This is a genomic window from Novosphingobium guangzhouense, from assembly GCF_002896965.1.
Taxonomy (GTDB): domain Bacteria; phylum Pseudomonadota; class Alphaproteobacteria; order Sphingomonadales; family Sphingomonadaceae; genus Novosphingobium; species Novosphingobium guangzhouense.
In genome coordinates this window covers 1-13328 of the sequence record NZ_LYMM01000095.1, presented here as the reverse complement: position 1 = coordinate 13328, position 13328 = coordinate 1, and the positions used below count along the sequence as shown (strand labels likewise).

Sequence of the window (13328 nt, the reverse complement as noted above, 5' to 3'; positions counted from 1 at the left end):
CCCATGACAAGCGTTTCTCCGGGCTTGGTGCAGGCTTGACGAGAGGAGCAAGCCGCGTAACAGTAGCTAATGATAATCATTCGCATGTGCAAGCCCTAAAAGGAGACCCGCCATGTACAAGTACGTCGACCGCCCTCTCAGCAGCCTCGACGAAGGGTGCCGGTTCCTCGTCTGGTCCATGCGTGCGTGGGTCACCGCGATTGGTCACAAGCGCTGCCCGGCACAGCTTCTGGCCCCGGCTTTCGCCCGCTGGCGGATGATCGGAGGCTTGCAGCCCTTTCACCGCGCGATGGTGCTGCTCAACCGCGATGCACTGGATACGCTGGCATTCTGCCCCATGGGCTGCAGCCACGTTTCCGAGCACGAGGCGGTCATCCTCGAACTCATCACCTCCCTGCGCGACCGTGGCCCGGCCGCGACCCGCGAGACGCTGGACCTGGTGGTGGCGGAAGAAAGCGTGGGCGACATGCTGGAAACGCTGTCGAAGATCGGCGCCGCGCTGGCCATCGCGGGCATATTTCCGGGAGAGCCCGTCACCAATCCAGGCCGCAGCCACTAACCTGCAGCTACTGGCCCTTTTCGCGCAGGAGTGGAGTCGGGTCGCGCTAGATAGGCGCTGACGCGGCCCGGCTTCTCTCCTGCGCGAAGCATCGCGCCCTTGCGGCTCAATCCTGCGGCGAAACGTCCACCGAAAAGAACATCTGCTGCGCCCCCGCGCCGCGAAAGCGCCCGTCCAGCGGGGCCACGTCGGAATAATCGCGCCCCATGCCAAGAAAGATGTGGTCGGTATCGGCCAGCTTGTCGTTGGTGGGATCGAAGCCGACCCAGCCCAGTTCCTCGCCGCACCACAAGTTGACCCAGGCGTGCATGGCATCGGCGCCGACCAGCCGTTCCTGCCCCGGCGGCGGCAGGGTGCGCAGGTAACCGCTGACATAAGCCGCCGGAATGCCGTGCGCCCGCGCGGCAATGATCATGACGTGGCTGAAATCCTGGCAAACCCCGTGCCGCCGGTTGAACGCATCGATCGGGGGGGTATCGGCCACCGTGGCCTTGGCATCGTAAGTGAATTCGGAATGGATGGCCGACATCAGCGCCCGTCCCGCCTCCATCACCGGCATCGCCTCGTTCAGCAGCGCTCCCGCCCAGCCGGCGATCTCGCGATGCTCCTGCGCGATGGGCGAGGCGAAGATGTACGATGCGGGCGCAAGGTCAGACAGGTCCGGCTTCTTCATCGCCCGTTCGCGCAAGTCGGCAAGACCCGGCCCCGCAGCATCTTCCACGAAGAACGGCAGCGGCTCTACCTCCACCGTAAAGCGGCTTTCGATCTGCACTTGCGACGTCGCCTCGCGCAGTGCGAAGCGCGCCTCGTTGACGTGGTAGCCGCCCTGCCCTTCGACCACTTGCGCAGGCGCGGGATCGAGCGTCAGCTTGTAGTCGCTGACCAGTTGCCCGTTCCACGCCGCAGGTTTCAGGCGCACGTTGAACTGCGCCATGTTCACCGGCTGCGCATATTTCAGTGTGGTTATGTGGCTGACCGAATAGCGCATCACAGCAGCGTCGTGCGCCTTTCGGCGTCCTCGTTGTCCAGTTGCAGGAAGTAGCGCAGCGAAACCGCGTCCGACAGCGCCAGCAGCTGCGCTTCCATCGCCGCCAGCCGCGCGGGCGTCATGTCGGGCGCAAGCGCGGCCTGAAGCTCTCCCAGCAGGGCGCGGGCAGCGCGCAGGGGCGGTTCGGGGATATTGTCATCGCGCGATGACGGCAGCGCGCAAAGGTGCGCCACGATCTGCGCCACCTGATAGACCAGTGCGCGCGGATTGTCCGGGTCCAGCAGCACGAGATCGCGCACGGGGTTTAGCGCGGGACCGGTAAGGTAGCGGCTGCGATAGATGATCTGGCTGTCGCACAAGTCCAGCAGCAGGCTGAGCGAGGTAACGTCCGCTCCCTCTTCGTCACCCCCGGTCAGGCTGCGCGCGGTGCGGCAGATCACCTGCGCGCGTTCCAGCCGCTGCCCGATCTCAAGAAACCGCCATGCGGCCGAACGCACCATGTTTTCCGAAATCAGGCCCGAAAGCGCGCTGAAATGTTCCGTCAGCCAGCGCGCGCTGGCCAGCATGGACTGCGGACGATCGACATTGATGGAAGGCATCGGGCGGCTGACGATCCGCCAGAAATCGCGCGCGAAGCGTTCGCGCAGGGCCATGCCCACCTGCTGGCGGCGGCGCATCAGCATGGCGACGCCGCCGGGCAGCCGCGTTTCCGTCAGCGCACGGGCGCAGATCGCGGCAACCGGCAGGCGCGCCGTTTCCGCCTCTATCGCCCCGCCTTCCACCAGCAGCCCGGCCAGGCGCGGCAGCGCGGCCCCTTCGGCATCGACGTTGCCGTCGCTGTCGGCGGGGTTGGCCAGGATCGCGCGGACCACCCGCACCATCGCCTCGGCCCGCTCGTTATAGCGGCCGAACCAGAACAGGTTGTCCGCCGCCTGGCTGGCAAGGATGCCGCCGCCGCGCGATATCGGCGGCTCTCCCGCCACCCGGCTGCCGAGGTGGGCGGCGGCGGGCTTGTCGTCCACCACCCACAAGTCGGCGGACAAGTCCCCGTCGCCCATCAGCGAGGTCGGCAGCGCGGTGCTGGACGACAGGCGTGCGAAGCCGCCGGGCATCACCGTCCACCCGCCGTCCGCAGTGCGCGCCACGAATGCGCGCACGGTGAAGGGCCGGGGCACGATCTGCCCGTCGATGATCGCGGGCGTGGTGGAAAGGTGGACGATCTCCTGCCCGCAATAGTCCATGGGCCGCCGCCACAAGGCATCGATCAGCGCCACGCGCGCCTTTCCGTCCAGCGCGGAGCCGGCCACCGGATTGCGGCTTTCCAGCCCCTCTACCGGCTGACCGAACGCGGGCAGCAGCGCCAGATCGTCCAGCCGCGCGGCGACGGTGGAACTTTCGACCGACTGGCCGCACCACCACGTCGCCACGTTGGGCAGGATCGGCGCCTCGCCCAGCAGGGTGCGGCACAGGCGCGGCAGGAAGGCGGCGAAGGCGGCGGATTCGAGCACTTCGACCCCCGGCCAGTTCATCATCTCGACCCCGCCGCCGGTCCAGGCATCGAACAGCCCGGCGACGCCCAGCTGCGACTTGGCATCGAACGACAGCGGATCGAGCGCGGTTGTATCGATCCAGCGCCACAGCGCGTCCACCCGCTTCGGTCCGGCGATGGTGCCCACGTAGAGCTTGTCGTCCAGCACGGTCAGGTCGCGGCCTTCGACCAGCGGCAGGCCAAGGTAGCGGGCAAGGTGTGCCTGTTCGGCATACGTCTGGTTGAAGCGGCCCGGCGTCATCAGCGCGATGCGCGGATTTTCGCGGCGGCAGGCGGCAGTCATGCCCTCTACCATGCGGGCGAAGAATTCCGACAGGCGGCGCGCATGGGCGTCGGCCAGCAGGTTGCCGATGGCGCGCGACATCGCCAGGCGGTTCTCCAGCGCATAGCCGATGCCGCCCGCCACCCGCACCCGGTCCTGCAGCACCCGCCACTGTCCGCGCGGGCCGCGCGCGAGGTCTGCCGCGTAGACGTGGATGAAGCGCCCCCCCGCCCCTCCGGCATCGTCCGGCGTGCGCCCGATCATGCGCCGGGCGAAGAACGGGCTTCCGGCAACCACGGCGGCGGGAAGATGGCCGTCCGCGACCAGCTTCTGTTTGCCGTAGATGTCTGCGGAAATGGCCTCCATCAGCTGCGCGCGCTGGATCAGGCCACGTTCGACCTGCGCCCATTCCTGCGCGCCGACGATCAGCGGCATGGCGTTGAGCGGCCAGGAACGTTCGTCCTCATCGCCGGTCAGGCGGAAGGCAAGGCCAAGGTCGGCGGCGTGGCGCGCGGTGGCGTCCTGCAGGGCCGAAGGGTCTCCGTCCGTAGCGGCAGAGAGGCCTGCGGCCACCTTGCGCCACACTTGCGCCACCGGGCGGCTGGCATCGCCGAACAGATCCCCGCGCGACGCGGAGGCGGCGTAACTGTCCAGCCAGCTGGCCGCCGGGGTCAGGTCCGATGCGGCACCGGCGCCGGATTCCGGCCGGGTCACCACGGCATGGCTCCGCGCCCCCGGATCAGGTCCGGGCCAACGAACGGTCCATGCGCGCTACACCCCTGGAACATGGCGCTACATTAACCGCGAGGGCCGCCTGAGGTCGAGAGTGTAGGGAAATTCACTCGGCAGTTCCTCCGGCGGCACCGGCAGCGGGCCGGGCGAATGGCCGTGATCCTGGAACCGCGCCTTGCGCCGCGCCTCCGCCTCGTAGTCGTTGACGGGGACAGTATCGTAGTTGCGCCCGCCCGGATGCGCGACCTGATAGACGCAGCCCCCCAGCGAGCGGCCGTTCCACAAGTCGTAGATGTCGAACGTCAGCGGCGCATGGGGCGGCAGCATCGGGTGCAGGCATTCGGCGGGCCACCACGCCTTGTAGCGCACCCCGCCGACGCCCTCTCCGTATCCTACCCTGGTCAGCGGCACGCGGCGACCGTTGCAGGTGATAACGTGGCGACCCTCGACCAGACCCGTCGCCCTCACCTGCAGACGTTCGGTGGAACTGTCCACGTATCGCACCGTGCCGCCGATCGCGCCGGTTTCGCCCAGCACGTTCCACGGTTCCAGCGCATGGCTGATCTCAAGGCTGACGCCCCCGCCCTCTACCTCGCCGTGGACGGGGAAGCGGAACATGCGCTGCGCCTCGAACCAGCTGGGATCGAAATCGTACCCGGCGCGGCGCAGGTCATCCAGCACGTCAAGGAAATCGGCCCAGACGAAGTGGCCCAGCATGAACTTGTCATGCAGCTGCGTGCCCCAGCGCACCAGCGGGCCTTCCACCGGCTCGCGCCAGAACCACGCCGTCAGCGCGCGCAGGAGCAGCTGCTGGGCGCAGGACATGCGCCCTTCCGGCGGCATCTCGAAGCCCCGGAACTCGACGAGGCCGAGGCGTCCCGTGGGACCGTCGGGGCTGAACAGCTTGTCGATGCAGATTTCGGTGCGGTGCGTGTTGCCCGTCACGTCCACCAGAAGGTTGCGGAACAGGCGATCGACCACCCACGGCGCGGGCTGCTGCATGTGCGGGCCGGGCACCTGCGCCAGCGCGATCTCCAGTTCGTAAAGCGCATCGTGCCGCGCCTCGTCGATGCGGGGGGCCTGACTGGTCGGGCCGATGAACAGGCCCGAGAACAGATAGCTGAGCGAAGGATGCCGCTGCCAGTACGTCACGAAGCTTTTCAGCAGGTCCGGGCGGCGGATGAACGGGCTGTCGAGCAGGGTCGGCCCGCCCAGCACGATATGATTGCCACCGCCGGTGCCGATGGAGCGGCCATCGACCATGAACTTGTCCGCGGTCAGCCCGATTTCGCGCGCGCAGTCGTACAGCGTCTCGGTGATCTCCACCGTTTCGCGCCAGCTGGCGGAGGGGTGGATGTTGACCTCTATCACACCGGGATCGGGCGTGACCTTGAGCACCGTCAGGCGCGGGTCGGGCGGCGGAGCGTAACCTTCGATCCGCACCGGCAGCTTCTGCGCCTCTGCCACCGCCTCGATCGCGGAAACGAGTTCGAGGTAGTCCTCCAGCCGCTCGGTCGGGGGAATGAACACGGCCAGATAATCACCGCGCGGCTCCACCGTGACGGCGGTGCGCACCGCGCCCTCGATGATGTCCTGTTCGACGATGGCCTCGGCGAAACTGCGCGGTTCGGGTACGGTTTCGAAACGCTGCGATGCCGCGATCTCGTGCGACTGGCTGCCGCGCTCGATCGCCTGCCTGCGGAAATCGGCAAGGGGCTGGCGTTCCTCCGCCGTGTCACGCGGGTGGATATAGGGATAGTCCGATGGCGCGACATGCGGCAGCGAGCCCAGCGGCAGACGGTAACCCAGCGCGGAATCGCCCGGAACCGCCGTCAGCACGCCCTTGCGCACGCGCCAGTATTCACTTTTCCAGCGCGGCGCGGAGGCATCCCTGCTGTTCCAGCGCTGCACCGGCAGGACCACGCCGACCGGCTGATCCACCCCGCGCCGGTAAGTGCGGCGAAAGCGGCGGGCCAGTTCCTCGTCCTCGATCGCCGGGTCCATCGGTGTGGTGTTCACCGGCAGTTCGTCTTCGCGCAGCATCCAGACGCCGCGATCTTCGAACACCGGCTGGACGTAGCCGCGATCAAGCCCCAGCCCCTGCGCTGCCGCCGCCAGCAGATTGGCGGCCGCCAGCACGTCGATGCTGGGCACCGGATCGGGATCTCCGCCCCTGGCCAGCGGCTTTTCCCCGGCGATCAGGCTGTCGTCATGCCAGATCGGCACGCCGTCCTTGCGCCAGTAGATCGAATAGCCCCAGCGCGGCAGCGTCTCTCCGGGATACCACTTGCCCTGCCCGTGATGGAGCAGCGACCCCGGCGCGAACTTGGTACGCAGCAGCCGGATCAGCTGGTCGGCATAGGCCGCCTTGGTCGGACCTACGGCGGCGCTGTTCCATTCGGGCGCTTCGAAATCGGTGGCGGCGATGAAGGTCGGCTCGCCGCCCATCGTCAGGTTGACCCCCCAGGCCTGCAGGTCCGCGTCCACCTTGTCGCCCAGCCTGAGCAGGCCGTCCCACCGCTCGTCGGTGAAGGGCTTGGTGATGCGCACCGCCTCTGCGATGCGGCTGACGTTCATCCTGAAGTCGAAATCGACTTCGGCAGGCTCGGCCATGCCTTCGATCGGAGTGGCAGACCGATAATGCGGCGCTGCGCAAAGCGGGATGTGCCCTTCGCCCGCGAACATGCCCGAAGTGGCGTCCAGCGCGATCCAGCCTGCGCCCGGCACATAGGCTTCGGCCCATGCGTGAAGGTCGGTAACGTCTTCCAGAACGCCCACCGGCCCTTCCTTGGGCATGACGTCAGCAACCAGCTGGATCGAATAGCCCGACACGAACCGCGCCGCAAAGCCCAGCCGTCGCAGCAACTGGACCAGCAGCCAGGCCGAATCGCGGCACGATCCGATCCCGGCCTCCAGCGTCTCTTCGGGCGTCATCACGCCCTGCTCCATGCGGATCACGTAGTTGATGCGCTGCTGCAGGCGGCTGTTGATGTCGACGAGGAAATCGACCGTGCGGCCTTCGTAGTCCGCATGTTCGGCCACCAGCGCATCGAACAGCGGGCCCTGCTCCTCCACCTCGAAGTAAGCCGAAAGGTCAGCCTTCATCGCCGCCGAGTACGTGAAGGGATACTCCTCCGCATCGGGTTCGACGAAGAAATCGAAGGGGTTGATCACCGCCATTTCGGCCAGCAGGTCCACCTCGATCGCGAAATGATCGACCGGATCGGGGAACACCACGCGCGCCAGCCAGTTGCCGTGCGGATCCTGCTGCCAGTTCAGGAAATGCTCGGGCGGGCTGATCTTCAGCGAATAGTTGGGCACCTCGGTCCGACTGTGCGGGGCCGGACGAAGCCGGATAACCTGAGGGCCGAGACGGATGCGCCGCGAATAGCGGTAGCGGGTGAGATGGTGCAGGGCTGCCTTGATCATCAAGGCGGAGTGTGCGCGATTCAATGCTGCGCTGCAACGATTGTTCAACGGCGGCTTTAATTCGCTCCCACCACCGTCGCACTTGTGTCATCGTGCCATGCGAAAGGGCCTTCCTGTGAATACCATGGACATGCTGAGCACCACCGACACCGCGGAAAGCGGCACGCAGGCGACCGGGGAAACCGAAGACCTCGCCACCCTCCCCTCGCGCTATTTCAACCGCGAACTGAGCTGGCTCGCCTTCAACGAACGCGTCCTCGCCGAAGCCTGCAACCCGAACTACCCGCTGCTGGAACGGCTGCGCTTCCTGTCCATCTCGGGCAACAACATCGACGAATTCCTGATGGTGCGCGTCGCCGGCTTCCACGCGCAGGTGCGCCGCCAGATCGAGGAAATCTCGATGGACGGCCTCACCCCGTCGCAGGCGATCGCGCTGACCCACGAAAAGGTGATGGAGCTGGAGCAGATCCAGCAGGATACCTGGACCGCGCTCAAGACCCAGCTGGCCGATGCCGGCATCACGGTGGTCGGCGAAGACGACAAGCTCGACCGCGAGCGCGAAAAGTGGCTGCGCGAATACTTCATCGAACAGGTCATGCCGGTGATCACCCCCCAGGCGATCGACCCGGCGCACCCGTTCCCCTTCGTCGCCAACCAGGGCATCGGCGTGCTGTTCTCGCTCACACGGGAAGCAGACGAGGCGCCGGTGATGGAGATGGTGCTGATCCCCGCGCCGCTGCCACGCTTCGTGCGCATTCCGGGCGATGAGGCGGCGTGGATCTCGATCGAGGATCTGATCTGCCGCAACACGGCGGAACTGTTCCCCGGTTTCCGCTTCAACGGCCATGGCGTGTTCCGCATCCTGCGCGACAGCGACATCGAGATCGAGGAAGACGCCGAAGACCTTGTCCGCTACTTCCGCACCGCGATCCAGCGCCGCCGCCGCGGCCTTGTCATCGTGCTGCAGCTGCAGGGCAGGTTCGACCCGGCGGCAGAGGAAATCCTGCGCACCCAGCTGGGGCTGGACAAGGCGCTGATCATGAAGACCGACGGCATCATCGGTTTTTCCGGCCTGTCCGCGATCTGTGACGAGGACCGGCCCGAACTGAAGTTCGAGCCCTATACCCCGCGCTACCCCGAACGCATCCTTGAGCATGACGGCGATATCTTCGCGGCGATCCGCGAAAAGGACATCGTCGTCCAGCATCCTTACGAAAGCTTCGAAGTCGTCATCGACTTCCTGCGGCAAGCCGCGATCGACCCCGATGTGGTGGCGATCAAGCAGACGCTCTACCGCGCGGGCAAGCAGTCGGCGATCATCTCGGCGCTGATACAGGCAGCCGAACAGGGCAAGTCGGTGACCGCCGTGGTCGAACTGAAAGCCCGCTTCGACGAGGAACAGAACCTGCTCTGGGCCAGCCAGCTGGAACGCGCGGGCGTCCAGGTGATCTACGGCTTCGTCGACTGGAAAACCCACGCCAAGGTATCGGCCGTGGTCCGCCGCGAAAACGGTTCGTACCGCACCTACTGCCACTTCGGCACGGGCAACTACCACCCGATCACCGCGCGCATCTATACCGACCTGTCGTACTTCACTGCCGAACCGGCGGCGGGACGCGACGTGGTGCGCCTGTTCAACTTCATCACCGGCTATGTCGAGCCCAAGAGCCTGGACATGCTCTCGATATCGCCGATCTCGCTGCGCTCCACCCTTAACGAGTGCATCGACGCCGAAATCGCCAACGCCGAGGCCGGAAAGCCCGCCGCGATCTGGGCCAAGCTCAATTCGCTGACCGACCCGGACCTGATCGACCGCCTCTATGCCGCCAGCCGCGCGGGCGTGGACATCGATCTTGTCGTGCGCGGCATCTGCTGCCTGCGTCCGGGCGTGCCGGGACTGTCCGAGAACATCGCCGTCAAATCGGTGATCGGCCGCTTCCTTGAGCACGCACGCATCTGGGCCTTCGCCAACGGCGCCTACCTGCCCAATCGCCGCGCCCGCCTGTTCATCACTTCGGCCGACGGGATGAGCCGCAACCTCGACCGCCGCGTCGAAGTGCTGCTGCCGATCCGCAACAAGACGGTGCACGATCAGGTGCTCGACCAGGTCATGCTGGCGAACCTGCTGGATTCCGAACAGTCGTGGGATCTGGCGCCTGACGGCACTTACGACCGCGTCGGAGATGTGGACAACCCCTTCAATCTTCACCGCTATTTCATGACCAACCCGTCGCTCTCCGGGCGGGGCGCGGCGCTGGACAGCGGACGCAAGGTGCCCAAGCTCTCGCTGCGGCGCGGGAACATCTGACCTTATCGTTTTACCCATTTTCCGAGCCGTCAGGTGTTTCCACCTGACTGGAAAATGCTCTAGGGCGTAGGAACATGACGCCTTGTGGTAAGTATTGATCGTAATGATCGGCATCAGCCAATCCAGCGCCCGGCGCGCCATCATCGACATCGGGTCGAACACGGTGCGCCTCGTCGTCTACAACGGGCCGCCGCGCGCGCCGGTCGTCGTGCTCAACGAAAAGGTCAATGCCCGGCTGGGCAAGGATCTCGGTCGTACCGGCGCAATCGGCGAGAAATCGATGCGATCGGCCCTTGGGGCGTTGTCCCGCTTCGCCACGCTGCTGCGGCTGCTGGGGGTCGATGACATCGAATGCGTCGCCACTGCCGCCGCGCGCGATGCCTCCAACGGGCCTGAATTCCTTGACGCCGTGCGCGGCTTCGGCCTTTCCCCGCGCCTGCTTTCGGGCGAAGAGGAAGCGCGCGCCAGCGCCACCGGCGTGATCGCCGCCTTCCCCGGCGCCCGCGGCATCGCGGCAGACCTTGGCGGCGGCAGCCTTGAACTGGTTGAGATCGACGCGGCCGCCCCCGGAGGCATCGCGCCCGGCGGTATCACCTTGCCCTTCGGCACCCTGCGCCTGCCGGACTTGCGCGCAGGCGGCCAGCAGAAGTTCGCCGCCGCCGTGCGCGATGGCCTTGCCGCACGCGGCTGGGGCATCGGCAGCCATCACGGCGGACGGGGCATGCCGCTTTACATCGTGGGCGGTTCCTGGCGCGCGCTGGCACTTCAGGCCATGCGGGTGCTGAACTGGCCCGTGGACGATCCCCACGGCTTCGAACTTGCCCCGTCAGAGGCGATGCACCTGGCCCGCATCTTCGCGAAGGGTAAGCTGGACGACCCCGACCCGCGCATTTCCGCATCGCGTCTTGCCACCCTGCCCGATGCTGCGGCGCTGATGGCGCAGATAGTGGGGCAGTTGCACCCCTCGCGCCTGATCTTCTCTTCATGGGGTCTGCGCGAAGGGCTGCTCCACATGCAGCTTCCCGAAAGCATCCGGAACGAAAGCCCGATGCTGGCCAGCGTCGCCGATTTCGCGCAGACCGCCCGCGTCAACGCGGACGACGCCGTGCGCATTGCCAACTGGACCGCGCCTGCCTGTTCGCAGGCCAGCGCCGATGCAGACTTGCGCAAGGCGGCCAGCCTGCTGGCCCTTGCCGCGATGCGCACCGAACCGAACATGCGCACCGAAGAAGCGCTGACGTGGGCGCTGCGCAAGCGCTGGATCGGCCTCGACATGCGCGGACGCGGGATGATGGCGATGACCGTCTTCGCCAACTCAGGCGAAACCCAAGTGCCCCCGCAGTTCACCAAGCTGGCCAGCGCCGAAGACTTGCGCCGCGCCATCGGCTGGGGCCTTGCCGTGCGCCTGTGCCGCCGCCTGACAGGCGGGGTGGCGGGCGGCCTTGCAGCCACTTCGCTGGCAGTCGAAGGCGATATGCTGGTGTTGACCGTGCAGGACGCCGTGCGCCCGCTTTACGGCGCCGGCAACGGCAAGGATCTCAGGGCGCTGGCCGACTGGCTGGGGCTGGGATGCCGCGTACAGGATGCAACAGGCGCCGCGATCGAGGCGTAAGGCGGCGGGGGCAGCCCACACCCCACGCCATTGTCACACCAGCGTGCGGCTCTCTGCGATGGCGGAAATGCCGCGCTTGCCGCCGCTGCGGTCAAGCTGCACCACGATGTCGATCACGGATGCGGCATATTCCAGCGTCTCTGCACGGGTCAGGCCGATGCCGGTCTGCATGGACATCAGCGCAATCTGCTCCAGCGCGCCGCGCGGGGTGTTGGCGTGCACGGTCGAGAACGAGCCCGGATGGCCGGTGTTGATGGCCCGCAGGAAGCTGACCGTCTCGGTGCCGCGCAGCTCGCCCAGCACGATGCGATCGGGGCGCAGGCGCAGCGCGGCCTGCAGCAGATCGTTGGCCGAAACTTTCGCCTCGCCCAGTTCACCCTTTACCGCGATCAGGCCAACGCCGTTGGCGCCGGGCAGGCGCAGTTCGGCGGTATCCTCCACCAGCACCACGCGTTCATGCGGCGGGATTTCCGAAAGCATCGCGTTCAGGAACGTGGTCTTGCCGGTGGACGTGCCGCCTGAAATCAGGATCGTGCGCCGCCGCCGGATGGCATCGCGCAGGAAAGCGATAGGCTCCAGCATGGCATCGGGCGCAGGTTCCTCGACATGCGGCGGGATCGGGCCGCGATCGTAGGCGTCAAGCGGCAGTTCCAGCAGCCGGTGACGACGGATCGCCAGCGCCCAGTTGGCGCGCGTCGCGGGCGGGCCCACCAGCTGGATACGGGCACCGGAATGCCCGCCGTATGCAGGCAGCGTTGCGGAGAGCAGCGGATGTTCGCGGTTGATGCCCTGATGGCTGATCCGCGCGACCTGCTCGGCCAGCCGCTGCAGCAGGCGGTTGTCCATCTGCGGCAGTTCGATACGCTGCATGCCGGAAAGCGCCGCGTCTTCCACCCAGATCTCTCCGGGACGGTTGACGAGAATTTCGGTCACCGTCTCCTTGTCCAGCCACGGGCGCAGCGGGGCAAGGTAGGCATCCAGATAGACGCTGCGCGGTTCCGCATGAACGGGCGCATCAGACATGGGGGCTTGCCCCAGGGCGGGCTGCAGGGAGAACACTTCGGCCATGGTGCGTCACTGGACCGCGCTGAAGTCCAGATCCTTGGCGGTGAACACGCGGATCGGTTCACCCTGGCGCACACGGATCGTCGGGCCAATGCTGGCGCCGCTCTGCACCGCGGCCGATGCCGCCGAACTGCCGCCGCCGATGACCACGTTGGACCCGCTGGACGCCAGCGTGGTCAGCCCGCCGACCACCGAAAGCAGCATGGCGGAACCGAAACGCTCGAAGAAGTGCGTGTTGACCTTGCCGGGAAGGCCCGTCTCACCGCCGAAGGCGATCGCGGGCGACCCCAGGTTCACCGAAACGCCGTCCGGGCGGATCAGGCGGCTCCAGATCACGTAGGCGCGCTTCTGGCCTGCCGTCAGCCCGCTCTTGTACTGGCCGATCAGGCGGGACGAACGCGGGACAAGCACGCGCTTGCCATCGAAGCTGCGCACATCGGTGGAAACGATGGCGCGCACGTAACCGGGCACGTCGGTGTCGATGGCGGTTTCCAGCACCGCCGGGATCAGCGTGCCCTGCGTGACGGTGGTGGCCGGGTCGAACGAACGGGCAGCCGACGCGGTGGAGCCGGGGCCGCCGATGCGCGCGGCGAAATCGTCATTGGCGTTGCCGCCGCCGGCCTTCGCCGCTTCTGCCGCCACGCCCGCGACGGGCACGGCCGCGCCGGTGCCGACATCGAACACGACCGTCGGGCTGGCAAGGCGGTTCTGCGGCGCGGTTGCCGCTCCGGGAGCAGCAGCAAGCACGGGGGCCGGCGCGGGGGCGGGAAGTGGCGCAGGTGCCGGAGCAGGCGCGGCCGGAGCCACTGCTGCAGGCGCGGCGA

8 protein-coding genes are annotated in these 13328 nt (G+C 67.1%); 3 read left to right on the top strand and 5 right to left on the bottom strand.

The window, feature by feature from the left end; genetic code table 11:
• The first annotated feature begins 112 nt into the window (after positions 1-112).
• Positions 113-559, top strand: a complete 447-nt coding sequence (locus A8V01_RS25915; RefSeq protein WP_103099123.1) for a hypothetical protein — start codon at positions 113-115, stop codon at positions 557-559.
• A 106-nt stretch (positions 560-665) separates the two neighbouring features.
• On the opposite strand, the gene A8V01_RS25910 is transcribed toward A8V01_RS25915, so the two are convergent.
• From A8V01_RS25910 to A8V01_RS25900, 3 genes are all read right to left on the bottom strand, one after another.
• Positions 666-1547, bottom strand: a complete 882-nt coding sequence (locus A8V01_RS25910; RefSeq protein WP_103099122.1) for a transglutaminase family protein — start codon at positions 1545-1547, stop codon at positions 666-668.
• Positions 1547-4075, bottom strand: a complete 2529-nt coding sequence (locus A8V01_RS25905; protein WP_103099121.1) for a circularly permuted type 2 ATP-grasp protein — start codon at positions 4073-4075, stop codon at positions 1547-1549. The genes A8V01_RS25910 and A8V01_RS25905 overlap by 1 nt, the downstream gene beginning before the upstream one ends.
• Positions 4076-4150: 75 nt before the next feature.
• Complete coding sequence (locus A8V01_RS25900) at positions 4151-7519, bottom strand: transglutaminase family protein (protein ID WP_103099120.1); 3369 nt, start codon at positions 7517-7519, stop codon at positions 4151-4153.
• A gap of 124 nt (positions 7520-7643) precedes the next feature.
• Here A8V01_RS25900 and A8V01_RS25895 point away from each other — a divergent pair, with 124 nt between their 5' ends.
• On the top strand, positions 7644-9827 hold the full coding sequence (locus A8V01_RS25895; protein ID WP_425437365.1) for an RNA degradosome polyphosphate kinase: 2184 nt from the start codon (positions 7644-7646) through the stop codon (positions 9825-9827).
• 103 nt (positions 9828-9930) lie between these two features.
• Complete coding sequence (locus A8V01_RS25890) at positions 9931-11439, top strand: Ppx/GppA family phosphatase (RefSeq protein WP_103099119.1); 1509 nt, start codon at positions 9931-9933, stop codon at positions 11437-11439.
• Positions 11440-11472: 33 nt separating this feature from the next.
• Here the strand turns inward: A8V01_RS25890 and virB11 are convergent, their stop codons facing one another.
• A complete protein-coding gene (virB11, locus tag A8V01_RS25885; RefSeq protein WP_103099118.1) occupies positions 11473-12507 on the bottom strand; it encodes a P-type DNA transfer ATPase VirB11 in 1035 nt (344 codons plus the stop codon).
• Between the two features lie 6 nt (positions 12508-12513).
• Positions 12514-13328, bottom strand: an 815-nt coding sequence (locus A8V01_RS25880; protein ID WP_245892838.1) for a TrbI/VirB10 family protein, incomplete at its 5' end; no start/stop codon positions are given.